The following is a 26,235-nucleotide window of genomic DNA, read 5'->3' on the forward strand; positions in this document are numbered from 1 at the left end:
GATTGGGAATGGATGACATCAGGCCTTTAAAGGATTTTGTAGAGATTAAAGGTGGATTTGTGCTTTGGCCATTAATGTTAATAGTCTTATTATTGGCCATTGCGGTATTTCTTTTTATATATTTTAAGAAGAGAAAAAAGGCTGTAGAGCTCCCTGCCTCACCGCCCCGCCCTCCAGAAGACATTGCCATGGAAGCATTAAAGGCCCTCTTAGAGATGAAATTAATAGAACAGGGCTTGATAAAGGAATATTATATAAGGCTTTCAGATATTATACGTAACTATATCGAGGCCAGATTTAACGTCTTTGCTCTGGATCGGACCACATGGGAACTCTATCAAGAGATGCGCGTAAAGAAGATCGAAAGAAAGCGAACAGATCAAATAAGAGATTTTCTGGAAGATTGTGATCTTGTAAAATTCGCAAAATATATCCCGAATAAAAAGGAAATCGAAGAAGTGTATACTAGCGCAAAGGAAATTATTAAGATATGAGATTTGCCAATCCATTATTTTTAATATTACTTGGTATTATTCCTTTAATGATCTGGGATTATTTCAGGCGCGCTAAAGTCCGCGAGGCCAATCTTATATTTTCAGACATCTCGATCGTTAAGACGGTACAGCCTGGCTTTCGTGTTAGATATCGACACGTCCCAATGATTTTGCGTATAGTTGCCGTATTTATCTTTATCCTTGCCCTGGCAAGGCCTCAGGCAGGCCAGATGGAGGAGGAGATCATAACAGAAGGCATTGATATCATGCTCACGCTTGACACCTCTAGCAGTATGAAGGCAGAAGATTTTAAGCCGCAAAATAGATTGGGCGCGGCCAAAGAGGTAATAAGCGAATTTATTAAATCAAGGAAGAATGATAGGATCGGCCTTGTGGTTTTTTCAAGGTCCAGCTTTACTCAATGCCCGCTTACGCTTGATTATGGGGTGCTTTTGGATCTATTGGATAAGATAGATATAGGCATGATAGAAGACGGTACAGCCATAGGTACTGCGATTGCAAATTCTGTTAATAGACTCAGAGATTCTAAAGCCAAAAGTAAGGTCATCATCCTGCTTACAGACGGCATCAATAACGCGGGAAAGATAGACCCTCAAACAGCAGCAAAGGCGGCCCGGGCGCTCGAGGTAAAGATATATACTATAGGCGCTGGCAAGCCTGGAGGAGCGATGTATCCTGTAGATCATCCTATCTTTGGAAAAAGATACGTGCAGATGGATACAGAGATAGATGAGGCGCTTCTTAAAGAGATCGCAGAAGAAACAGGAGGCATATATTTCAGAGCAAAGGATGAAAAAGGGCTCGAGGAAATTTACGAGACCATAGGTAAGTTAGAGAAGACCGAGATTGAGACAAAGGAGTACGCGAATTATCACGAGCTTGCCACTGGTTTTATTTTGCCAGGATTTGTTGTGTTTTTACTAGGAACTATTTTGGGGAATACATTGTTTAGGAAGATTCCTTAGGGACAAGTGACAAGTAACAAGGGACAAGGAGCATCTAAACCCCCTTGTCTCTTGTCTCATGTCCCTTGTCCCTAACATGTAATCCAAAGGAGCAAAGATGCACTGGGGTACGCCTGTATATCTTAATTTTCTTTTAATTATTCCGCTTCTTGTAGTCTTTTTTGTTTTCATCTCGATTAATAAAAGAAAGGCCATGAATAGGTTTGGAGATAGCTCGTTGGTCGAGAGGCTCTCTGTGTCTAAAAGCGCGCAGAAAGAAAGGGCCAGCAGGATCTTGATTGTAATTATAACTCTTTTTTTAATCTTGGCATTTTCAAGGCCCCAGATAGGTACAAAGCTGACCATGACTAATCGTCAGGGTGTTGATGTCATGATAGCCATAGATACGTCTTCAAGCATGATGGCGCAGGACATAAAACCGAACCGCCTGGAAAAGGCAAAACTCGAAGTCGCTTCCCTGATAGACAAGCTAAAAGGTGACAGGGTGGGTATCCTCACATTTTCAGGAACGAGTTTCATCCAGTGCCCCCTTACTCTTGATTATAATGCAGCAAAGATGTTTTTGAATATTGTAGCCCCAGGTATGATGCCTAGACCTGGAACAGCTATAGGTGAAGCCATAGAAAAGACTACCAAGGCCTTTGTCAAGAAGCAGCGAAAACACAAGGTACTGGTTTTATTGACAGACGGAGAGGATCACGAGACCAGTCCAATAGAAGCTGCTAAAAAGGCAAAAAAGGAAGGCATCATAATCTATACAATAGGTATAGGCACCAGGAAAGGAGAGCCTATACCCTTGATCGATGAATCAGGCAATGTCACAGGATACAAGAAGGACAAAGACGGCGAAGTAGTTATGACAAAGCTGGATGATTCAACGCTTCAAAAGATAGCGCTTATTACAGGCGGGAAATATTATCATGCCACTCCGCGTGAATTTGAACTGGATAAGATCTATGATGAAATAAGCAAGATGGAGAAAAAAGAACTTTCAAGCAGGCTTTTCATGCAGTACGAAGATAGATTCCAGTATTTTTTGGCAATAGCGCTTATACTTTTGTGCATAGAGTTTGTTATAGGAGATAGAAAGAGGGCATGAGATCATTAAAGTTCTTGGTGATAATAGTATTCTTTTTTTCAACAATTGGCTGGATATGGCAGAGACCTACTGTAAAAAAGAGTAAAGAAGCGGCTAAATTGCACGACGAGGGTAAATTAGACGAGGCACTTTCAAAATGGCGCGATGCGCAGATAGAGAGCCCGGATAAAAAAGAATTGCATTACAATATAGGAGGAGCGCTGCACGAACAAAAAAGATACGACGATTCATCTAAGGAATACGAAAAAGTACTGGATACAAAAGATGATGAACTTAGGGCCAAGACGTATTATAATATTGGGAATACGCTTTACAGGATGGAGAAATTACCTGAGGCGATAGAGGGCTATGAAAAGTGCTTAGAGATAACCCCTGATGATGAAGATGCAAAGTATAATATAGAGTTTATCAAGAAGAAGTTGGAGGAACAAAAACAACAGCAGCAACAGGATCAAGAGGGACAAGAAACAAGGGACAAGGGACAAGAGCAGGAACAACGAGACAAAGAGGAACAAGGAACAAGAGACAAGGGACAAGAGCAGGAAGAGCAACAGGATCAAGGGGGACAAGGGACCCCGAACCAGTCGCTTCGCTCCGGTACGGGGCAGGCAAGAGACAAGGGACAAGAGGAAGAGCAGCAACGTTCAAGTGATGAGCAAGAAATGTCTGAAGAAGACGCCATGCGTCTTCTCGATGCCATAAAGGATGATGAAAAAGACCTGCAAAAGGAATTAAGGGTACAACCAATAGAAGGCCGCTATAAAGTGGACAAAGACTGGTAAAACTGTTCTGATATGAAAAAAAGTTTAGTTGTATTGTTATTATTGTTTGCAGTGACTGCTGTCTACGCCCAGGATATTTCTATATCTGCCAATGTAGACAAGCAGGAGATAACTCTGGATGATCAGATTATTCTTAACATAGTTGTAAGCGGCAGTGTTTCAAAGATCCCGCAGCCAACCATACCCAGTCTTGACGGATTCACTGCATATTCTTCCGGAAGGTCGCAGAATATCTCAATTATAAATGGCCAGGTAACAGGTTCAGTTTCTTTTAATTATATGCTTGTTCCCAATGATGTCGGCGAGTATACACTGGGCCCATTCAGCATTGATTATAAAGGTAATACATATTCTGCTGATGCAATAGATATAAAGGTATTGCCACGCTCCACGCAGTCACAAGCGCCATCATATGCTGCTCCGGATTACACGGAGGGACAAGGGACAAGGGATAAGGGACAAGGAAAAGAACTTTTTATCGAGACATATGTGGATAAACTTAGGGCTTATGTGAATGAACAGATAACTTTAACGTTTGCTTTTTATCAGGCTGTGAATCTATTTGAAAATCCTGTTTATAATCCAGCTTCCACCACAGGCTTCTGGACAGAGGATATGCCTCCGCAGAAAAAATATTATAAAGTAATAAACGGCACAAAATATCTGGTCACAGAGATAAAGACAGCGCTTTTTGCGACAAGTCCTGGAGAATTTACCATTGGTTCAGCAAGGCTTGAGGCAAGCGTGGAGGACCTGGAGAGATTTTCCTCCCGCAGTCCTTTTGATATATTCGGCAGAGATCCATTTAGCGTGTTCAGGAGAGGTAAGCCTGTTATTCTTGCCACAGATCCAATAAATGTAGAGATATCAGCATTGCCAGAAGAGGGCAAGCCTCTGAATTTTAAAGGCGACGTGGGCACTTTTGATATCAGCGGCACTATAGATAAAGACACAGTTGAAGAAAACCAGCCTGTTACATTAAGGATTGTAATAAAAGGAAAAGGGAATATAAAGACGATCTCCTCTCCAGGTATTCCGGAATCCTCAGATGTGAAATTCTATGACTCAGCAAGCTCTGAAAATATCTCTAAAGAAAATTACCTGGTCCAGGGAGAAAAGATCTTTGAAAAGATGATCATTCCCAAAAGCGAGGGCAGACTTACAATAGGGCCTATTGAATATTCTTATTTTGATCCGGTCTTGAAAAGGTATATTGAAAGAAGAATCGAACCAATGACGATAAATGCGACGGTATCTGAAGAAGAGCCGCAAGCGACCATGCCTTTTTCAATACCAGGCCTATCGAAAGAAGAGATAAAGCTTTTGAAGAAAGATATATGTTATATTAAGACCAGCCCCATTAATTTCAGAAAAAGTGATTCTTTTTTCTATAAGAATAAAGCGTTTTACTTGATAAATATACTGCCGCTCGCGTTTCTTATATTCCTTTATATGTACGAGCTTCACAGGGAGAGGCTGAAGACTGACATAGGATACGCGCGTTCGCGCAGAGCCAGGGGAGCGGCCTCAAAGAGACTGAAAAAAGCAAGACAGCTCATGTTAAAGGAGAAGGTGAAAGAGTTTTACGCCGAGATCTATAAGGCGGTAATAGAATATGTAGCTGATAAATTAAATATACCACACCCTTCTATTACAAAGGATCTACTTGAAGAAAAATTGAAGTCAAAGGGTCTTTCAGAGTCAGCTATAGCAGAGATAAAGGAGTTGTTCGACATTTGCGACATGGCCAGATTTGCTTTGGTAAAATTTACAAAGGAAGACATGCATAAGACGATCGAACAGGCCATTGATATCATTGCAGAGCTCGAGAGGGTGAGATGAGAAGGATTATTTTATTTTTTATATGTATATCTTTTATTTTTTGCAGCTCGATCTTAGCGCAGTCGCCAGATGATGTCTATCGAAGGGCAAACTTGAGCTACGAAGATGAGGAATATGAAGAAGCGATCTCGCTTTACGAGACGCTCATTCAGATGGACAAGATCAGTCCCGAGGTATTTTACAATCTCGCGAACAGTTTCTTTAAACTAAAGAAAATAGGCAAGGCCATTGTGAATTACGAGCGCGCGTTGAGGCTCGCGCCGAGAGACAAGGATGCGCTGCTCAATCTTAAGCTCGCGCGCTCAATGGCGGTCGATAAAATAGAAATCCCGAAAAAAGGATTCTTGTTAGATCTGATATTATTCCCGTACAACAGGTTGACTGTCAATGAACTGACGGTTTTTGTCTCGGCGTTTTATCTTTTGATACTCTTGTTTTTAATCTTTTCAATATTTTTTGTTGAAAAAAGGACTATGATTTTTTATAATGTTGGTACGTTTACATTTTTATTAATTATATTTTCGATCTTTCTGATCTCAAAAATACATAATGAGAATTTTGCAAGAGAAGCTATAGTGATTTCTGAAAAGGTCAGTGTCAGAAGCGGACCTAAAGAAGATTATCTTTTACAATTTACTCTGCATGAAGGGACAAAGGTTCGAGTGGTAGAAGAAAGACAGCTCTGGTATGAGATCGACCTCTCAAAGGATCTTCGCGGATGGCTCCCCAAAGATAGCGTCGAGATCATCTAGTCGAACCAAAGTGGTGAGCTTGTCGAACCACAAGATATAGTTGTTACCCAGCCAAAAAATATCAATATATTGTATTTTTTAGCTTGACATGAAATTATTAAGTGATATACTTTTTTAGTATTCTTAAAAAAATAAAATCAGGAGGCGAAGATGCAGGTAGAAGTAAATGGCTCAAAAAAATTGAATATCTCTGAGAATTGTCTAAAGGTCCTTGAGAGAAGATATCTCAAAAAGGACAAAGAGGGAAAAATTATAGAGACCCCTGAGGAGATGTTCATCAGGGTCAGTCGTCATATAGCATCGGCAGATAAACTTTATGGCGCGAAAGACGCTGATGTAAAAAAGACAGAAGAAGATTTTTATAATATGATGAGTAGTTTTGAATTCATGCCGAATAGCCCTACGCTTATGAATGCTGGAAAAGACCTTGGTCAGTTATCCGCCTGCTTTGTACTTCCCATTGGAGACTCAATGGAATCCATATTTGACGCGATAAAAAATACCGCTATGATTCATAAAAGTGGCGGAGGAACAGGATTTAGTTTTTCAAGACTACGCGGGAAGAATAGTGTTGTACGTTCTACAGGAGGCGTTTCGAGTGGCCCTGTCTCTTTTATGAAGGTATTTAATTCTGCAACTCAAGCTGTGAAGCAGGGAGGCACTCGTCGCGGGGCCAACATGGGAATCCTGCGTGTAGATCATCCTGATGTCCTGGAATTCATCAAATGCAAAGAGAACGATAAAGACATAACTAACTTTAACATCTCTATCGCTATTACAGAAGATTTTATGAACCGCGTTATAGAAGATAAAGAGTATGATTTGATAGATCCGCATACAAAAAAGGCAGTAGAAAAGCTTAAGGCCAAAGAGGTCTTTGAGCTGATAGTTGAGATGGCGTGGAAAAATGGCGAGCCAGGCATTGTTTTTATCGATAGGATCAATAAAGACAATCCCACTCCGGAATCAGGAGAGATCGAATCCACTAATCCATGCGGGGAGCAGCCTCTTTTACCTTTTGAGAGCTGTAACCTTGGTTCGATAAATCTTTCAAAAGCAGTTGTAGAGAAAAATGGAAAGAAAGAAGTAGATTGGGAGAAATTAAAAACGCTTGTGCATCAGGGGTCTCATTTTCTTGACAATGTCATTGATATGAATAAATTTCCGCTCAAAGAGATAGAGGAAAACACTAAAAAGAATCGTAAGATCGGTCTTGGTGTAATGGGCTGGGCAGATATGTTGATCCAGCTGGAGATATCTTATAATAGCGACAAGGCAATAGAATTAGCTGAAAAGGTAATGGGCTTTATTGATAAAGAGGCCAAGAAAAGATCTGAGGAGTTAGCTCAAAAACGCTCTACATTCCCCTCGTTTAAAGACAGTATTTTTAAAGACGACAAAGAGATAAAGCGAAATGCCACATTAACGACTATAGCGCCCACAGGCACCATATCGATTATATCCAATACCTCTAGCGGGATCGAGCCTCTATTTGCGATCTCTTATTATAGAAATGTAATGGATAATGACAAGCTGATCGAAGTCAATTCATTGTTCGAAGAGATTGCAAAAAGAGAAGGTTTTTATTCCAGAAAGTTAATGGAGGAGATCGCTGATAAAGGTTCTGTAAAGGATGTAAAAGATGTACCTGAAAAATACAGGAAGATATTTGTTACTTCACATGATATCGTTCCTATCTGGCACATAAGGATGCAGGCAGCATTCCAGAATCATACTGATAACGCAGTTTCAAAGACAGTAAATTTTCACAATGAGGCATCGAAGGATGATGTCAGGGAAGTCTACATGCTCGCATATAAATTGGGTTGTAAAGGCGTAACTATTTATAGAGACAAAAGCAGGGAGGAACAGGTGTTGAATGTAAGTTCAAAAAAGACCAAGTCTAAGCCAGCCCAGGATGCTGGTGCAAAAGAAAAACACGTTGCGCCACGGCCAAGACCCGCAGTGACAACAGGCACCACCACAAAGGTCAATACAGGCTGTGGTAATCTTTATATTACGATAAACGTAGATGATAATGCCATGCCTTTCGAGGTATTCATCCAGATGGGCAAGGCTGGTGGTTGTGCCGCATCTCAGCTCGAGGCAGTAGGAAGGCTTGTGTCTCTGGCGCTTCGTTCCGGTGTGGAGAACAAGAAGATCGTGGACCAGTTAAGAGGAATACGCTGTCCATCCCCGTCATGGGAAAAAGGCGGGAGGATCTTTTCATGTGCTGATGCTATTGCCAGAGTCCTGGAGCTCAGGTTAGGCAATGGAAAGATGCACCATAAAGAAGAAGCGCTTGAGAAACATTCGCCGCACACTATGATAGAAGATAAACTGGGCAATGTCGTGGGCGTGTGTCCTGATTGCGGCGCTGCATTACGTCATGAAGAAGGCTGCGTAGTCTGCCGCTCGTGCGGTTATTCCAAATGTTAAAATCCGACACCTGGATCAAGCGAATGGCTTTGGAGAATGAGATGATAAAGCCATTCGAGCCACAGCAAGTAAAGAATAATAACATCTCTTATGGTCTTTCAAGTTATGGCTATGATATAAGAATAGCTGACGAATTTAAGATTTTTAGGGGCAAAACCACGCTTGACCCCAAGAAAATAGACTCTAGCTTATTCGAGGATTTTAAAGGCCCTGTTTGTATTATCCCACCAACCTCTTTTGTCTTAGCGCGATCCCTTGAATACTTCAAGATTCCAAGGAATGTGCTTGTGCTTTGCACAGGTAAAAGCACTTATGCCAGGATCGGCGTTATTGCCAACATCACGCCTTTAGAACCAGAATGGGAAGGTTACATCACTATAGCCATAAGTAACACATCTTCAAATCCCGCAAAGCTTTACTCAAACGAAGGCATTGCCCAGATCATCTTCTTTGAATCAGCTGACGCCTGCCAAACCAGCTACGCCGACCGCAAAGGCCTCTACCAATCCCAAAAAACCATCACTCTTCCAAAATAACTTTACCTCGTTCCAAATTCTTATGTATTATCAAATGATTTATCAGAATTGTACGCAAATAGTTACAAAAAATTAGTTAAGCATCGTTTAGAATTTGGAATGGGGTTTACACTTTTCTGTGTGTCACAAAAGTGTAAAGTTAAGGTTGATTTTCTCTGGATGTTGGTGTATATTAAGGATTATGAAACCTATAAAAGTAGTTTTATTGCGTCACGGCGAGAGTGTTTGGAATAAGGAAAATAAGTTCACTGGGTGGACTGATGTGGATTTGTCTGGTAAGGGCATAGAAGAGGCAAAGGAGTCTGGCCGGGTTTTGAAGAAAGAAGGACATACGTTTGATGTCGCGTTTACGTCTGTTCTTAAAAGAGCAATAAGGACTTTGTGGTTTGCATTGGATGAGATGGATCTGATGTGGATTCCTGTTTATCGTTCGTGGCGGCTTAATGAAAGGCACTATGGCGCATTGCAGGGTTTTAACAAGGCAGAGACAGCCAAGAAATTCGGCGAAAAGCAGGTCCTTGTGTGGCGTCGAAGTTACGATATTCCGCCTGACGCATTGAAAAAAGATGATCCTCGATATCCTGGCAATGATCCTATATATAAAGATCTGGATAAAAAAGATATTCCTTTAACAGAATGTTTAAAAGATACAGTAACGCGCTTCCTGCCGCATTGGAACGAGACTATCGCACCCACCATAAAGTCTGGCAAAAAAGTACTCATTGCTGCTCATGGAAATAGCTTAAGGGCATTGGTGAAACATTTAGATAAGGTATCAGATGAGACAATAGTAAGCTTAAATATTCCCACAGGTATACCTTTAGTATATGAGCTTAATCCAGACTTGACCCCTATAAAGCACTATTACCTTGGCGATCCTGAAAAGGTTAAGGCCGCCATGGCCTCTGTAGCCAACCAGGGCAAATCCAAATAAGAGCACAAGCCGGAAGAAGTAGAAGTAGGCCAGGTTTAAACCTGGCCTACGTTTTGCTCTGTTCCCCTTGACGATTTGAGAATCATCAGGTATACTTCTTCATCTATAGAAAGGGAGGTGTTTATGAATTGGAATGCTGTAGTAATGGAGCCAGTAACACATATGCTGGCGAGGGTAGCTGGGTTTTTGCCTACGTTTATAGGCGTGCTTGTAATATTGATAGCTGGCTGGATCATAGCCGGGGCGCTAAAGAACGTAGTAGTAAAGGTATTAAAGCTGATCCAGCTTGATACTGCTAGTGAAAAATCAGGGCTTGGCGATATTCTTCGCCGCGGTGGCATAAGACAGACAGTCTCAGAGCTCATCGGCGTACTTATCTATTGGCTTATAATGTTAATGGTATTTATGACTGCCTTGAATGCCCTTGGTATGACAGTAGCAGCAGCATTGTTGGACAAAGTGATCCTTTATATACCCAACGTGATAGCAGCCATGTTTATTTTGTCTCTTGGTATATTTTTCTCCAGCATGGTAGGCACCATAGTGCGTACTGCTTCTAGCAACGCGGGTATTACACAGGCAAAGTTTCTTGGCCAGCTCACGCAGACAGTGATCATGATATTTGCTGCCATAATAACACTTGAGCAGTTAAATATCGCTTCTAGCGTGTTGAATCTTACTATCAATATTATTCTTGCTTCAATGGGCTTGGCGCTAGCTATAGCAGTAGGCCTGGGTTCAAAGGATATGGCTGGTAAGATGATGCAGGAGCTGGTAAATAAGATGAAGGGTAAATAAGGCTTGTAGAATTTCTTGTAATTCTTGGCCCCGCATTTCTAAAAAAGAGATGCGGGGTTTTTTAATGAGTAGTAGTAGCCCAGGTTTAAACCTGGGCTACTACGCCTTGACACCTTAATCATATCTATATACAATAAGACGTGATGAGAGAAGATAAAGGTATTGCCTTAATCTTGGTCGTAAGCGTTTTGGCAGTGGCTGGCATAATGGCAGTATCCTTTGCCTTTACTATGCGCTTGGAGCTAAAGGCTGCGAATAATTATCTCGAGGCCACAAAGGCGTCTTATCTGGCAGAGGCAGGCATCAGCTATGCGCAGTCGGTCTTAAAGGAAGACGAGAGGGGAATAGATAGCTTTGAAGATAAATGGTATACGATTTTTTCAGGCGCGGATATTGATAATGATGGCGATGAAGAGATGGATTCAAAATGGATATATGTCTATAATGACCTGGACGAGCCAGTAGGCCGTTACGCAGTTTTAGTCAGGGACCAGACAAGCCTTTTAAATATAAATATTGCTACAAAACAAAATCTCTCTCCACTAAAGACCACAGAGGGCTGGACACCGTACGAACTGGACCTGCAGAAATTCCTTGCCTCTTTTGAAATAGATGATTCTCAAACTTCATACGAGGAGATCCTGGATTTTAGATATGGCCTTGATGGTGAACCAGGCGCATCAGGAGTTGATGATAATCAAAACCAGAGGATCCTTGTATCAGACGGCATAGATAATAATGCTGACGGCATTATTGATGAGGCAGGTGAGGGCATTGATGAGCCAATGGAATTTGTTGCGGGTACTCCTTATGGAGACGATAGCGCGTTCCAGACACCGTTTGAGCTCGCCAAGATAAGCTCTATTTCAGATAAGGTTTTCAAAAAGATCTACGCCTACATAACTTCATATTCTGTTGACAAAAATCTCGATGTGGAAGGCCGCATAAGAGAGAATATAAATTTTATGGACGCCGCGACCCTGGCAATACTTCTGGAGGATGCGGGCGTAAGGGACCCGTTCCAGAAGGCAGTCAATATAATGGATGCGTGCGATGAGGATTTCAGCCAGAGCATCATAGTAAAGTTATACAACAGGATCGCCGCTGTTAACAGGGGCCCGGTGGGTGACTGGACATGGAAGAGCGGGCATTATGAGAGTGATATAAGCGATGGAGAGTCACTTACTGTCTCGTGGACCAATGTGCCAGAGGGAGAATATTATATAGGTGTCTTTGGCGTGGAGGATGAATTAGTGGGGAATGTTACGATCAATGATATGACCCAGGGTTCAGTAAAACATGGAGAGATATTAAGATTTGGCGCTATTGCGTTTGAGAACAGAATACTGAACATGGAGATTAAAAATACAGAGGAGAGCGATAGATGTTATTTTTCATACATAGAATTATATCCAAGGCTTGGCCAGGAGGATTTTAGTTCTGTTGAGATCCGGGGCACCGAAGGCATAAGGATAAATGAGATAATGGTAAAGCCGATTTCGACCAGGCCTGTTTCTGACGGACAGGATCCTGGTGGAGACTGGTCATGGCAGGGCAGTTTCTATCAGAATAGTGAGGCTGGCGGCGGTAAGCCAGGCGAGGGGTCATGGAAATGGGAAGATATACCTGACGGTGATTATTATGTTCGAGTGTTTGCAGGTGAGACAGGCCAGCATGTAGGGGATCTAGAAATAAACGGCGCGCGCTCAAGGGACATGGTAGACGAGGATCTCTTTGGAGACGGAAGAACAGTGACTGTTTCAGGTAAGAAACTTATCGTAAGGATACAGAATAATCGTTCCTCTGGTTCAACATCTTTTAGGTCAATTGAATTGAGTCAGGAGCCAGATGGAGAGTATATAGAGTTAGTGAATCTTACGCCCAGAGAAGTAGATCTTGGTGGATGGAGCGTGGAAGGTCCCAGCAAAGAAAGCTGGCCTGCTACTATTCCTCTTGGGACTGTTATTGGGCCGGATGAGCATCTCGCTCTCTGCGTTGATAAAGATGATTCGCAGTCAGGCATTGATAATAATGATATATCTTTTCTGTCTATCTGGGGCCAGGAAAGATCGCAGGAGCTTCATTTTTTTAAGGCAGTAACGCCTGAGTCAGATCTGCTTTCCAATGATAGCGAGCCAGGAGGAAATATCATTACTCTCAAAGATCCCATGGGCCATATTGTCGATCAGGTAGAGTATTCTGTAGGCAGTGTTACAGCATACAAGAGTCTTGAGCGTTCAGACCCGAGTTATGTTTTAGATTCAAATTCCAATGGCGTGCCGGATAACTGGTATCTATCCAAGGCAGAGGATGGCGCAACACCAGGCCTGCCAAATGATAATGATGGCATGGAAGAGAAGATAATGGAAGGCGGCGTGGTAGTAGAGATAATAGAACATGATATTACGGAAGTAGAAGTGAAGAACAAGAATTTTTCTTCAGTTGGCGAGCTTGCGTTTGCGTCTCTGGGCAGCGAGGAATGGGAAAGAGTGCCGCTGGAAGATGTTTCCAAGATAGCTGACAGGTTAACAGTGTTTGGCATAAGGCTGGAGGCAGAGGGCCACATTGTGTCTGGAGAAGAAGGCGGATGGGGCATTGTGCAAAGGGCATCTCCTTTTACAGATCATTTTGAGAGCGGCGAATTGGATGAGATCGGCACGTGGCGCTGGGAAGAAAAACACGGGATCAGGGATGGTTATTATACATTAAGGATATTTGGCCTAGAGGAAGAGGAGATTGCAGTGTCTTTGCACCTGGCAGATGATACATGGACGAGTTTTACACCTTCTCTTAGTCCTGGCCCAGACGGGAGTATACTTTTTGGAAATATAGAAGTCGGGACAGATAGCGATATATCCACACCAAAAGGCATCCTGGAGTTAAAGGTAAAGAATCTCTCTAAGACCGAAGCCGCGCATTTTGATTTTATAAGATTAGACCCTGTAAATTTTATTGATGGGAAGATCAATATAAATACTGCGTCGAAAAAGGTATTGAGTGTCATGCCTGGTATGGATGAGAGTATTGCGGAGGGAATAATATCCAACAGGGTGTACGGTGACAAGAATGGGCTGCGTCTTGGCATAGGCGATTTGATCTCAAGCAGTGCATTGGGTTCTGAGGATGCAGAGAAAAAAGAAAAATTCAGGCAGATCTCAAACCTTGTGACAGTGCACTCTGACATCTACAGGATCATAGCGACTGGTCAGACATTAGATAACGGTAAGGTGCTATCAGAAAAAAAGATCTGGGCGGTATTTGAGCGCTGAGAAAGTCCTTGCATATTTTGTTTCGAGCATTATACTATATCTATATATTATGAATAACAAAAATAATAGATCTATTTCTATTATAGTAAAGGCCGCTGCGATCTCTATGGCGGTCTTTTTTATTTTTATAGGCACATGCGCCGCGAGCATCTCTAGTAGTACTAATTATAAATTACACACTGCCATGGCAGATGGCGGCGGAGCAGCTGGTTCGTCAACAGCTTACAGCGCGGAGAATAGCGTTGGCGCGCCATTGGGTACAGCTGTTGCTACTGGCACGAGCTATAAGATCTATTCAGGGCTTCTTGCCACTACAAACGCCTTACCTGATATTGCTATAACATCTTACAATGATGGTCTGTTGATAAATGATGATACGCCATCGCTGGAATGGATTTATGAGGACAAGGATACAGATCCTCAGCGCTACTACCAGGTACAGGTTTCCAAGGATAATTTTGTCACACTTCAAGTAGATTCTGGACTCATTGCATCCAGCGATATTAGTTACACCACGCCGATTCTTTCAACTGATGAAGCTGGTGTTAGCTACCGCTGGCGCGTAAGAGTAAGCGATGGGTTTGATTATTCAGGCTGGCAGAATGCTACATCTGGCTTTAGGCTTACCACTGCGGCAATGGACGTACCTATAATATGGGCAAGGGTATCCGCGGGCGGAGACGATATTCCCGCTAAATTATGGCAGGATTGCGGTACTCCTTATATGTATTGGGATTATCCAGTTACAGGCCTGGATGTTGTGGGTTATAGTTATGCATGGGGAAGTATGCCAGATGATCAGCTTGACACAGCAGCCTTTTCTTATCAGACAGAACAGGACTTGCTCTCTGACGGAGTCAGGGTCTTTAATCTTACAGCGCAGAATACAGGTGGTAATTGGAGCGATATGGCCTCTTTTGAGATATGGATAGATAGAGGAGATCCTAGCGTAGGCGCATATTCTCCAGCCAGTGGCACTACTATATCTACAGACGTGCCTATGATTTCAATAAACGCTTCAGATGAATATAGCGGCATAAACCCGGATGCCATAGACATGACAATAAATAGATCAAGCGTTGGCGCGACCTATGACGAAGGCGCGCAATCAATTGTGTATATACCATCTGTTCCTTTAAGTGAGGGCGACAATACTATATCAGTTGAGGTAAGCGATTTTGTCGGAAACACAAGCTCGCCTTTGATCTGGAGTTTTGTAGTAGATACAGAGGGCCCATCAGGTTCGATTATCATTAATAATCAGGATGCTGTTACAAACTCCATCTATGTAAACCTTGTGTTGAGCGCGAGCGATTCCACAACAGATGTCCTGAGTATGTCTATTTCCAATGATGGTGTCTTTGATACAGAGACATGGGAGGTATTCTCGACGAGAAAAGATAACTGGACGCTTCCTGCCATAAGCGGCACCCGCAAGGTCTATGTGAAGTTCAAGGATACTGCAGGAAATGAATCAGAGATATTAAGCGATACCATAGAGCTTATAATCATAGCGCCTGACACCATAATAACAAGCGGTCCGAGCCTCTTGACCAAATCTACCACTGCGCTCTTTACCTTCAAGTCCACTATAGACAGCTGTGTCTTTAGGTGGAAGTTTAATGATGAGGAATGGTCAGAGTGGAGCACTGAGAACTCTGTCACCAGGGAAGAACTGTCCCAGGGCAATCACTACTTTAAGGTACAATCTGCCAAGGACGTAAACAATAATACCGAGATCGATGCAGACGAGATGGATCCTGTACCAGAAGAACGCACCTGGACCATAAGCGAAACCGGCGTTGTAAAACCCGACCTACCCACCAAAAAACCCTTCAAATTCTGGAAAAAAGAATAATCCTAACTCCTTTATTCCCAATAACTTCCTTGTCCCTTGTCCCTTGTCCCTTGTCCCTTTTTCTCCCCCTACCTTGACAAATACTATCTGGTAGTATATAGTTGTATCACCCCCTATCAGACATATGATAGGGTTTTTGTGTCAAGTGAGGACACGATTTACGAAAATCAAAGATTTTCGTAAATCGTTTGTCCGAACTTGACCCCCACACCAATTTCTAAGCATACCAAAAGATGTCTGCTTAAATTGGTGTGGGGGTTTAATTCGCACAGCAACTTATGTTCACTTCGTTCCATAAGTTGCGTGCTCATTAAAGGACATGATTATGAATAAGGAAAAATACTATTCAGCGACAGAGGCTGCTGAGTTTCTGGGCATATCAAAGCAGACATTGATTCGCTATGAGAATAAGAAGGTATTCCCTAAGCCTAAGCGTAATGCTGTAAATGGATGGCGGGAGTATACTGAGGATGAGATCAGGCGTCTTAAGACCATAATGGGAAGGGAACGCTGATGGTTAAGCTGGCCAATACCTCAATAGGGTTGGATATCGGCACTCGCTTTATAAAGCTCGTTGAGCTTAAGAGGGCCAAAGACAACACTATTCTCCTGAATAAATTTGGCGTAAAGGAGATCCCAAAAGACCTTAAGATGGACAGGGATAAGGTGATCCTTCAGCTGATATCACAGCTATTTTCTGAGAACAATATAAAGTTGCGCAATGTAAATATAGCTGCAGGCGGCCAGTCAGTCTTTGTGAGATTCGTGAAGCTTTTGCAGACAAAAGAGGACAAGCTCAAGCAAACAATGAAGTTCGAGGCGCAGAATCAAATACCATTTCCCCTGAACGAAGTGGCATGGGATTGGTCGCTGCTGGATAAAGACAAGAAGGCCACTAAAAAAGCAGTAATAGTGGCGATAAAAAAGAACCTGATAAATGATATGATCGCGAAATTAAAGAGCATAAAATTAGCTACTAACCTCATAGATGTATCGCCCATAGCCCTTTATAATTGTATGAGTTTTAATGAGGATTATGAGGAGGCTAAGCTCGGCGCCATATTAGACATAGGTGAGCGCTCGAGTAACCTGATCATCTTTAAACAGGGAAACATATGGATAAGGAGTTTTCCAATAGCAGGCGAGAGAATAACAGAGGCAAAAGAGCAGGGCATAGAGGAACTTATAGGAGAGATAGAACGCTCAATAGAATATTATTTTATGCAGAGCGGCGAAGAATCAGCTACAAAGAAGCTTAATGAACTTATCCTTACAGGAGGCGGTTCGCTGATCCAGGACCTTGTTGCCGCGATCTCTGCTAAGTTTGACATGGCCCCGAAAATACTTGATCCATTCAGGAAATTGCAGATAGATAAAAGTGCATTTTCCAATACAGAGTCGCAAGGTATTAAAAACCAGCTTGCCGTGGCTATTGGCCTTGGCTTAAGAGGTATGACAGGATTAAAGATAGAGGTAAACTTTCTGAAAGAGATACTTTTGGAGACTCAGCTTCTTGGCCAGAAGGGCCTATATTCAAAACTTTCAATGGCCATGACAGCAGTTATCATAGTAAGCTTTTCAATGTTTATGAGACAGGACTATTCTGTAAAGAGGGCTAAGCTCGGCAAGATAGATGAGATGCTCGAACTTTACAGGACCTATGAGCCAAAGATAAAAAAGATGCAGGATAAAGAGGATATATTAAAGGAAAAAATAGATGTCTTGCACCAGACAGCTTCATCAAGGGCTGTCTGGCTCGATTGCCTGAAGATAATCTCTGACATCCAGCCAAAGGAGCTTTGGGTTACAGATGTCTCAGGCATAGTCTCATTGGAGAAGAGCGGGCTTGCGAGATTGGATATGAGCGGTAAGGCTGCCTCGTACCAGTCAGTGACGAATTTTGTCTCGAGCCTAAAGTCTTCACCGATATTTATGGATGTAAAACCTATTTCTTCTTCTATAGAGACAGATGAGACAACACTCGAGGAAGTAGTGAAGTTTTCAATAACAATGGACGTAGTAGTGACGGAGAACGAGTGATGTTAAAGACGCAGAAAGAAAAGACAATATTGAAGCAGGGCTTGATAGCGCTTGGCGCGATAGTGCTTATTTATATATTTGTGCTAAGTCCTTTTCTTGGAGATGGAAGCTCTATACTCGATGATGAGCTGGACCGGAAAGGCACAGATATAAAAAAGTATATTGCCCGCACAGGGTCGCTCCCATCCAAAGAGAGTTTTAAAAAATTAGAGACCCAGACCCTTGAACTGGAAGAAAAGTTTACAGAAATCATGGATTTTATAGATCCTGAAAAGACCAGAATAGCCCAGTCCACTACAGAGGCAGGCCTCTATTTCATAGATAAGCTGCACTCTTCAATGAAGAAGTTTTCAGATACTGCTGACGCAAAAAGCATAAGCCTTCCGGAAAATCTGGGTTTTGGCGACGGACTCCCAAAGGAACGCATGGTGGACACACTTCTCAGGCAACTGGAGACAGTGGAGATGGTGACAGGTATATTATTAGAGAATGATACAACAGAATTTACGGCTATAAAACCGTTAAGGTCCATAGATTATATAGAATCGTTGAGTAAAGAAGTCCTTTACTCAGAGATACCCGTTCAGATCTCAGTGAAGATAGATACCGAGGCCCTTATATCTCTTTTGCTGGAACTTAAAAACGCGAGTCCTGTAGTCTCAGTAAAAGAGATGCATATAAAAAGCGGGGATCTTGATAATGGCAAGATAGAGGTAAGTCTCGTAATGAGTACATTTAATATAGCGCGAGCGACAGAATGATAATAAAAGAGAAGATAATATTTTTGTTGCTCTTGGTAGTTTCTATCGTGATATTGATCTTTGGGTTTGGGTCGCAGGGCAAGAAAAAAGAGGCGACAAGGGAATTGATGAAGGATATTGAGCTCGCGACCAAGAAGAGCAAGGCAAAGAAAAAGGCCGAGCTAAAAGACAGATGGGATTTTAGCGCGATAAAGGCATTCGATAAACTGACTGCCTATAACGTTCTTTTAAAACGCAGCCCTTTTTTCAAGGTCATGACTGAAGGCGGGGTTAAAAAGGCGGAACCTATTGCTGTGAAGGTAGAGAAGAAAGAGCCGATCTTCAAATATAAGGGCAAAGTGACAATGGGCTCAAAGATAATGGTTGTTATTGAAGACCAGGGCACAGGCAAAAGTTTTTTTGCTAAAGAAGGGGACATGGTAGGCGATTTCCTGGTCTCGAGCATAGATGAGAAAGAAGTCGTTCTTAAAAAAAGAGGCGGGGAAGAACTTGTATTGAGCGCTGCTAAAAAAGAAAAGAAAGTCAAGAAAGAGAAGAAAGAAGAGAAAGGCCTTAAAGATGAAGAAAAATAAAGGTTATATACTTATAATACTGCCTTTGGTGTTTTCTCTCCTTCTATGTAGCAGCGCATCCGGATTTTCCAATGGCAGGACCATGGTGGCCTCAAAGGTCGATCTGAGGAGATATTTTGAAAAGGCAATGTCTTTATTTGAAAGCGGTAAATACAGAGAGTCTGTCATTGTATTCGAAAACCTCATAGAGATAGAGACCTCTCAGAAAGAGTCTTATTTTACGCCTTTTGCAGAAATATACATCGATAAATCCAGGGCCAGGATGAAGGAATTAATGATGCTGGAGGACAGGAAATGGGCCAAGATGAAAAAACAGGTCCTGAGCGAGGCAGAGAAAATAGCCCAGGATGAATTAGACCAGATTGCAAAAAAGGAAGAAAAGAGGTTATTGGAGGAAGAGCAGAGGATTTTGCGCGAAGAAGAAACAAGGAGAAGGCGAGCTCAACAGGCTCAGAGGAAAAAGATAGATGCGTTAGGGCAGAACGCGAGAGAGACTTACGAGCAGGCCTTGGCTTATTATAGAAAAGGAAACTACCCCATGGCTATCGTGGAGTTTAAAAAGATAAAGGAGTCGGACCCTGAAAATAGGCTGGTTTCGCAGGCAGATTCTTTTATAGGTAAGGCGCAGGGCCAGATAAAGGCGCAGGAGGAGAGAGAGCTTTTAGCAAGGATGGAGGCTGCGAGGCGCGCAAAGATCGAGATGGAACTGGAGGCGCGGCAAAAACAGATAGAAGAGGAGCGTCGCGAGAGGGAACGCGCGAGAAAAGAAAGAGAGAAAGAAAGACTTAGAAAGATATTTGAGGCCAGGCTCAAGGCAAAAGAGATAAGAGACAGGATCGTGAGGATAGAAGGTTTGACAGATGATATAAGAAGAAAGGTAAAAGAGAATAGATTTAACGAGGCAGAGGTTCTTTTAAATATAGCCATGGCAGAGTTTCCTGAGAATGAAAGATTCAAAGACATGTCTCACTATGTCGAGAAGCAGAAGATCAAGAGACAGGAAGATGCCTTGAAAAGGGCAAGGGAGATCGTAGAAGAAAATATGCTTTTAGAGGTGGCTAAAAAACACCTGCTCCCTGAAGAAAAATACGGCACTCTGGAGAAAAAGAAAGAAATAATGCATCTTGTCAAAGTCCCTAAGATAAGAAAACGCTTGAAGATACCCATCAGTGTTGATTTTAAGGATGTAGAGCTGGATTATGTCCTGAGTTTTCTATCTGACGCAACAGGTGTCAATATAATACCATCTGGCGAAATAGACATGGAGGAGAAGCTTGTTACCATAAAGATCAGGGATATGCCGCTCGAGGACGCACTAAAATATATCCTGAAATCGCAGGAGCTTGTCTACAGGATAGAAGAGGACGCTGTATGGGTAACAACAGAGGAAGAACTCGATAACGAACAGATAGAGACGCGGGTATATTTTTTGGAAGAGGGCGTTGGCAGGTTTGCGGACTTTGAAGGGACCTTTGATTCTGAAAGCGGCACCTCTTCCGCCTCCACAGAAGTAAAGACAGTAAAGGATGTGCTTGAAAATGCTGTGGATTGGCCAAAGGATTCAAAGCTGACCATGGATGATCGCACAGGCGCGCTTATAATAAGCAATATCCCTTCAAATCTCGAGGTCGTTGAAAATCTGATCTATAATCTCGATGTCACTCCAGTGCAGGTCCTGGTCGAGGCAAAGTTTCTGGAAGTAAAGATCACTGATACAGAGGAGCTGGGTGTCGAGTGGAAGCTGAATAGTGATTGGGGGACCAAGCAGAATCAATCGAAACAGAACCTGCATGGTTTTGCATCCAATAGCGGAGTGGATTTTTCTGATTTTGCTAATGCAGATTATGGTTTTAATCTTACATATCAGGGCATATTGAGTCACCCGCAGTTTCAGGCAATACTTCACGCATTCCAGCAAAAGCAGAATGTAAAAACACTTTCTGCGCCCAGGATAACCACTTTAAATAATCAGACAGCTACTATAGAGGTCATAGATGAATATATATATCCCACGAGATATGAGGTGAGTTTAGTGCAGTATGACATAAACGGAGACGGAGATTTTGACGATGCAGGAGAGACAGAATGGGCAAACATACCTCAGGATTTTGTGACCAGGGATGTGGGTATACTCCTGCATGTCAAGCCGAGCGTAGGCGTGGACAATAAGACCATCACACTTGCCTTGACACCAGAAGTGAGTGAGCAGGATTCCAGTACATCGGCGTATTCATATTCAGGAGGTGTTTCAATACCTAACTTTAAGACCAGGAATCTAAGCACAAGTGTTATTATTGAAACTGGCGAGACAGTTGTGATGGGCGGGCTGATAAGCGAATCAAACACAAACACAAAGACCAAGGTGCCTTTTCTTGGCGATCTGCCTATAGTAGGGGGACTCTTCAGAAAGAATTCCGAGGGTGTTGAGCGCAGGAATCTCTTGATATTTGTCACTGCGACTATTTTAGATGATAGTGAGAGGGTAATGGTAAATGTCCCTGAGACTGAACCAATAAGGCGAGAGCAATGATAAAGAGAATTCTTATATATTTATTTATTGGGTTGCTTATTTTGCCAGGGACTATTTTTGCCTACGAGGTTCACTCTTTAAGGGATAGCGATGATGTTGAAAAATATTCTATCGTAGATGTCCCTGAGATAAGAGAAAAACTCCAGACTCTCATAACAGTGGATTTCAGGGATGTGAGTCTTGATTATGTGCTGGATTTTCTATCAGAGGCTACAGGCGTAAATATAATCGCGGGCCCGAGTGTTGAGCCTGAGGATAAGAAAGTAACTATCAGGGTAAAGGATATGGCGTTAGATGGTCTTTTAAAATATATCTTCAGGAATCAGGGCCTTGTTTACAGGATAGAGAAGAACGCGGTATGGGTGGATACATTTGATGCTATGGAGGAAGAGACATTAGAGACAAGGATCTACTATCTGGATCAGGGCCTTGCCATGTTCACGGAGTTTAGCGGCAAGACAGCCAGTTCAACAGGAGAAGGTTTTGGAGGCGCAGCAGGCATATCCAATGTCAGTACCATAAAGGATGTGCTTGAGGATGCAGTGGTCTGGCCAAGTGATTCCAAGATAAATTTAGATGAGCGCACAGGCGCGCTTATTGTGACCAATAGCCCATCGAATCTAAAGATCGTAGAAGATATACTTTATAATCTAGACATTGATGCAACGCAGATCTTGATAGAGACAAGATTCGTTGAAATAAATGTTACAGACCTGAGCGAGTTAGGCGTAAATCTTAGCCTGGACAGCCCTTTTGCCATCTATAAAGATGCAGGTGTGCCAGTAAACCAGATCTCCAGCGGAAGCGGTTCAGATTTTTCACCATTTACTGGAGCGCCCAATGAAGGGCTTAATCTCACCTATCAGGGCATGCTGACAAAGCCGCAGTTCTCAGCAGTACTGCACGCGCTTGAGAGGACAACTAAATTAAAAACACTTTCCGCGCCAAAGATTACTACCTTAAATAATCAGACTGCGACTATAGAAATAGTAAATGAGTTTGTATATCCCACGAGATATGAACCGACTTTAATAAAACAGGATTTAGACGGAGATGGAAAATATCTCAGCACAGTAGATGGTGTAAACGAAACAAGATTTGTAAATGTAGCACAGGGTTTTGAGACAAGGGATATAGGTATATTACTTCAGGTAACGCCAAATGTGGGAAGCAACAAGGAGACCATTACATTGACATTAAGGCCTGAGGTGAGTGAGGCGACCCGGGATGCATTTGTATTCAGCGGAGAAGTCAGCCTACCTAAATTCACCACAAGGAATCTTACCACGAATGTAATGGTAAAAAACGGCGAGACCATAATGCTTGGCGGTTTAATAAAAGAGACCAGGACTAATACGCGCACAAAGACACCTTTTTTAGGGGATCTGCCTTTGCTGGGTGTATTATTCAGAAAAGACTCGGATAGCGTTGAGCGAAAGAATCTCTTGATATTCGTGACCGCCAGCATCCTGAGCCAGAGCGGGGAGAAACTACGATGAATAAAATAATTAATATTAAAGATGTAGCGAAATCTGCAGGCGTTTCTATTGCAACAGTCTCCAGGGTCATGAATGGATTGTCTACGGTTAAGAAAGAAAATAAGTCCAGGGTCCAGGCCGCGGTAAAAAAACTCAAATTCAGGCCCAATGTGAGCGCTCAGCGACTTGCATCAAAAAGCAATAACGCCATAGGCCTTGTTATCCCGAGATATGCTGATATGTTTCATTCATTTTATGCTCTGCAGATTCTGCAGGGTGTCGGCGCAGGCGTAGAGAAATTAAAACTGGATCTACTTTTACATATTACCAACGGAGAGACATTTTTAAATACCTCGGCGCTGGAGGGAGTGATATTTTCCGATATCATAGGAAACGAAGAACAGGTAGACAACGTGCTTAAGATCGATATACCGTGCGTGATCATGAATTATTTGACCAGGGATTTGCCAGTGAGCTGCGTTTCTATTGATAATTTCAATGCAGCGATCAAGGCAGTGGAATATCTTGCTAAACTCGGACATACAAAGATCGCCACTATTGCAGGTGAATTAAAATCGCAGGTAGCTATTGACAGACTGGATGGATATTTAAGTGGTCTTGAAAAGAAAAAAATAGAGAAAAGGAAAAATTTTGTAAAATACGGAGACTTTGGAAGAGACTCTGCGATCAGGGCAACAAAGGAGCTTATAAAGATGAAGACTCCTCCTACAGCCATATTTGCCGCGAGCGACGAGATGGCTGTGGGTGCCATACAGGTCTTGCTTGAGAGCGGGGTCAATGTACCTGAAGATATTTCTGTGATAGGGTTCGATGATAATCAGTTGGCCCTGAATTTTTCTCCAATAGCCCTTACTACAATAAGGCAGCCCTTGCACAAGATGGCTGTTACAGCCACAGAGACACTGCACAAGATCATTACAGGGAAGATCAAAGGCAATAAGCGGATCACGCTTCCGTGCGAACTCATAGAACGCTCTTCCTGCCAATCGTTAACCTAACTTCACGCTTAGGTTGACAATTCCAACCTCCACCTTTACAATATACTTAACTTTACATTAGTAGGCCAGGTTTAAACCTGGCCTACAGAAGATGAGCCTTGCACGAGTCTAAAGTTGTGTTTGTTTTAGTATGATTAGAACTATTTTAGATAAGGTTTCCTCTGGCAAAAAGTTGGGGTTTAAAGAGGCGAGGATTCTCTTGAATGCAGACAGAGGAGAATTACCTTTTTTGATGCATGCCGCTGATACTGTCAGGCGGGAACATTGCGGCAATAAGATGAATCTTTGTTCTTTGATAAATGCAAAAAGCGGCCTGTGTTCAGAGGACTGTAAGTTTTGCGCGCAATCCGCAAGACACAACACAGGTTGTGAGGTTTATTCCCTGGTTAGCGTCGAGAAAATGATAGACGCGGCTAAAAAGGCAAAAGAGATAGGCGCTGCTAATTTTTGCATAGTGATTAGCGGAGAAGGGCCGACCAAGGAAGAATTTGAGGATATAAAAAAGGCAATTGCGAGAATTAAAAAAGATGTGGGTATAAAAGTAGACTGTTCTCTTGGCAGGCTTGATGAGGCTATGATTAGAGAACTGAAGGAACTGGGCATTGACAGATATAATCATAATCTTGAGACCTCAGAGAATTTTTATAAAGAGATCTGCACGACACATGCTTACAAGAATAGATTGGATATGGTGGGTATGTTAAAGGATGCGGGGTTAGGGCCTTGCTGCGGCGGGATTATAGGCATGGGCGAGGGAGTTGAGGATAGGCTGAAACTTTTGTTTACCTTGAAGGAGCTTGGCGTAAAATGTGTGCCCATAAATATACTTAATCCAAGAAAAGACACCCCGCTCGAGGACATACAGCCGCTTTCACCATGGGAGATTATAAAGACAGTAGCGGTTTTCAGGCTGGTCCTGCAGGATGCTATTATAAAGGTAGCAGGTGGCAGGGAATTAGGGTTACGTGACATGCAGGCAATGGCATTTACCTCAGGCGCAAACGGCATGATAATAGGAGGCTATCTAACTACAAAAGGCAGATCTGTAGAGCAGGATCTACAGATGGCAAGAGACTTGGGATTCAAACTTTAAGGAGGAGCATATGAAATTAGCAGTCTTAGGGGCAGGGGGATTAGGTAAGGCGTGTTTGGATGTTGTGGCAAAGAAAAAAGACGCTAAGGTTGTCGCGATCTGTGATTCAGAGGGGTATCTATATTCTGAGAAAGGCATAACTACTCAAGATCTGGGAAGATCCAGGGCCTCAAAGGACCCCATAGGCGAGATCATAAAGTTAAAAAATAAATACGACGGTATTTTTGTAGCGCTTCCGAATTTGCCAAATGAATTTATTCCAAACGTAGTAAAGCGTTTCATAAAAGCAAAATACAGCGGAGTTTTTACATGCGCGTTGAAGCGCACAAGCGCGATGAAATTAATGATGAAATTAGATGCCGGATTGAAGAAGAACAAAAGCACCTATATAGCCGGGTGCGGCGCAACACCAGGACTTTTATCAGCTGCGGCAGTGTTGGCAGCGCAGTCATTTACAGAGATCGAGGATGTAAATATCTGGTGGGGGGTAGGTATCTCGAACTGGGATACATACAGGGCAACGATCAGAGAAGACATTGCGCATCTCCCAGGTTATACAGTCATGCGCGCAAAAAGAATGACAGATAAAGACGTGAATGATCTTTTAAATAAGAGAGATGGAAAGCTTGAGCTGCGTAATATGGAACACGCTGACGATGTCTTGCTCAAAAAAGCAGGCGTTGTGGATTCCATGAAAAAGGTTTCAGTGGGCGGCGTAATGGATACAAGGCATGCAAAAAAGCCTGTTTCCACGACCATGACACTCACAGGCACGACATTCGAAGGTAAGCGTTCCAGTCACAGGTTCATACTTGGAGACGAGACATCCATGGCAGCCAATGTGATCGGCCCTGCGCTCGGCTACCTGAAGCGCGCCATCTGGCTAAAACAACACAAGATCTACGGCATATTCGGCTCCACAGAATTCATGCCCATGATCCTAAAGTAGACAA

Annotated in this window: 21 protein-coding genes; all 21 read left to right on the plus strand. The window is 42.6% G+C overall.

Annotation, left to right across the window (positions count from 1 at the left end; translation table 11 throughout):
* Positions 1 to 8 precede the first annotated feature (8 nt).
* The 21 genes from P9L93_04380 to P9L93_04480 all read left to right on the plus strand — a co-directional run bounded on the left by P9L93_04380 (position 9) and on the right by P9L93_04480 (position 26,231).
* On the plus strand, positions 9 to 494 hold the full coding sequence (locus tag P9L93_04380) for a hypothetical protein (protein ID MDP8230323.1): 486 nt from the start codon (positions 9 to 11) through the stop codon (positions 492 to 494).
* Positions 491 to 1,480 carry a VWA domain-containing protein gene (locus tag P9L93_04385; GenBank protein MDP8230324.1) on the plus strand — a complete coding sequence of 330 codons (990 nt, stop codon included), beginning with the start codon at positions 491 to 493 and terminating at the stop codon, positions 1,478 to 1,480. Before P9L93_04380 ends, P9L93_04385 begins: the two co-directional genes overlap by 4 nt.
* A 97-nt stretch (positions 1,481 to 1,577) precedes the next feature.
* Entirely contained in the window at positions 1,578 to 2,579 is a 1,002-nt protein-coding gene (locus P9L93_04390) for a VWA domain-containing protein (GenBank protein MDP8230325.1), read from the plus strand.
* Positions 2,576 to 3,361 (plus strand): tetratricopeptide repeat protein, encoded by a 786-nt coding sequence (locus tag P9L93_04395; protein MDP8230326.1) that lies wholly within the window; start codon positions 2,576 to 2,578, stop codon positions 3,359 to 3,361. Before P9L93_04390 ends, P9L93_04395 begins: the two co-directional genes overlap by 4 nt.
* 12 nt (positions 3,362 to 3,373) lie before the next feature.
* Complete coding sequence (locus P9L93_04400) at positions 3,374 to 5,203, plus strand: BatD family protein (GenBank protein ID MDP8230327.1); 1,830 nt, start codon at positions 3,374 to 3,376, stop codon at positions 5,201 to 5,203.
* Positions 5,200 to 5,955 (plus strand): tetratricopeptide repeat protein, encoded by a 756-nt coding sequence (locus P9L93_04405; GenBank protein MDP8230328.1) that lies wholly within the window; start codon positions 5,200 to 5,202, stop codon positions 5,953 to 5,955. Before P9L93_04400 ends, P9L93_04405 begins: the two co-directional genes overlap by 4 nt.
* A gap of 180 nt (positions 5,956 to 6,135) precedes the next feature.
* Positions 6,136 to 8,394, plus strand: a complete 2,259-nt coding sequence (locus P9L93_04410) for a vitamin B12-dependent ribonucleotide reductase (GenBank protein MDP8230329.1) — start codon at positions 6,136 to 6,138, stop codon at positions 8,392 to 8,394.
* A complete protein-coding gene (dcd, locus tag P9L93_04415) occupies positions 8,388 to 8,930 on the plus strand; it encodes a dCTP deaminase (protein ID MDP8230330.1) in 543 nt (180 codons plus the stop codon). The genes P9L93_04410 and dcd overlap by 7 nt, the downstream gene beginning before the upstream one ends.
* A gap of 181 nt (positions 8,931 to 9,111) precedes the next feature.
* Positions 9,112 to 9,864, plus strand: coding sequence for a 2,3-diphosphoglycerate-dependent phosphoglycerate mutase (gene gpmA / locus P9L93_04420; GenBank protein MDP8230331.1), 753 nt, complete (start codon positions 9,112 to 9,114; stop codon positions 9,862 to 9,864).
* A 123-nt stretch (positions 9,865 to 9,987) separates the two neighbouring features.
* On the plus strand, positions 9,988 to 10,662 hold the full coding sequence (locus tag P9L93_04425) for a hypothetical protein (protein MDP8230332.1): 675 nt from the start codon (positions 9,988 to 9,990) through the stop codon (positions 10,660 to 10,662).
* A 143-nt stretch (positions 10,663 to 10,805) separates the two neighbouring features.
* The gene (locus P9L93_04430; protein MDP8230333.1) at positions 10,806 to 13,931 is read left to right on the plus strand and encodes a type II secretion system protein GspK; all 3,126 of its coding nucleotides are present in this window, start codon (positions 10,806 to 10,808) and stop codon (positions 13,929 to 13,931) included.
* Positions 13,932 to 13,980: 49 nt separating this feature from the next.
* A complete protein-coding gene (locus P9L93_04435; protein ID MDP8230334.1) occupies positions 13,981 to 15,789 on the plus strand; it encodes a hypothetical protein in 1,809 nt (602 codons plus the stop codon).
* Between the two features lie 325 nt (positions 15,790 to 16,114).
* The gene (locus P9L93_04440; protein MDP8230335.1) at positions 16,115 to 16,303 is read left to right on the plus strand and encodes a MerR family transcriptional regulator; all 189 of its coding nucleotides are present in this window, start codon (positions 16,115 to 16,117) and stop codon (positions 16,301 to 16,303) included.
* A complete protein-coding gene (pilM, locus tag P9L93_04445) occupies positions 16,303 to 17,829 on the plus strand; it encodes a pilus assembly protein PilM (GenBank protein ID MDP8230336.1) in 1,527 nt (508 codons plus the stop codon). The genes P9L93_04440 and pilM overlap by 1 nt, the downstream gene beginning before the upstream one ends.
* Positions 17,829 to 18,590 (plus strand): GspMb/PilO family protein, encoded by a 762-nt coding sequence (locus P9L93_04450; protein MDP8230337.1) that lies wholly within the window; start codon positions 17,829 to 17,831, stop codon positions 18,588 to 18,590. Before pilM ends, P9L93_04450 begins: the two co-directional genes overlap by 1 nt.
* On the plus strand, positions 18,587 to 19,162 hold the full coding sequence (locus P9L93_04455; protein ID MDP8230338.1) for a hypothetical protein: 576 nt from the start codon (positions 18,587 to 18,589) through the stop codon (positions 19,160 to 19,162). The genes P9L93_04450 and P9L93_04455 overlap by 4 nt, the downstream gene beginning before the upstream one ends.
* Positions 19,149 to 21,692, plus strand: a complete 2,544-nt coding sequence (locus P9L93_04460; protein ID MDP8230339.1) for a hypothetical protein — start codon at positions 19,149 to 19,151, stop codon at positions 21,690 to 21,692. The genes P9L93_04455 and P9L93_04460 overlap by 14 nt, the downstream gene beginning before the upstream one ends.
* Positions 21,689 to 23,191, plus strand: coding sequence for a hypothetical protein (locus P9L93_04465; protein ID MDP8230340.1), 1,503 nt, complete (start codon positions 21,689 to 21,691; stop codon positions 23,189 to 23,191). The genes P9L93_04460 and P9L93_04465 overlap by 4 nt, the downstream gene beginning before the upstream one ends.
* The gene (locus P9L93_04470) at positions 23,188 to 24,189 is read left to right on the plus strand and encodes a LacI family DNA-binding transcriptional regulator (GenBank protein MDP8230341.1); all 1,002 of its coding nucleotides are present in this window, start codon (positions 23,188 to 23,190) and stop codon (positions 24,187 to 24,189) included. Before P9L93_04465 ends, P9L93_04470 begins: the two co-directional genes overlap by 4 nt.
* A 130-nt stretch (positions 24,190 to 24,319) precedes the next feature.
* Positions 24,320 to 25,282, plus strand: coding sequence for a biotin synthase BioB (gene bioB, locus P9L93_04475; protein ID MDP8230342.1), 963 nt, complete (start codon positions 24,320 to 24,322; stop codon positions 25,280 to 25,282).
* A gap of 10 nt (positions 25,283 to 25,292) precedes the next feature.
* On the plus strand, positions 25,293 to 26,231 hold the full coding sequence (locus P9L93_04480; protein ID MDP8230343.1) for a saccharopine dehydrogenase-like oxidoreductase: 939 nt from the start codon (positions 25,293 to 25,295) through the stop codon (positions 26,229 to 26,231).
* Positions 26,232 to 26,235: the final 4 nt, after the last annotated feature.

It is taken from the genome of Candidatus Gorgyraea atricola (genome assembly GCA_030765235.1).
Lineage (GTDB): Bacteria > Omnitrophota > Gorgyraeia > Gorgyraeales > Gorgyraeaceae > Gorgyraea > Gorgyraea atricola.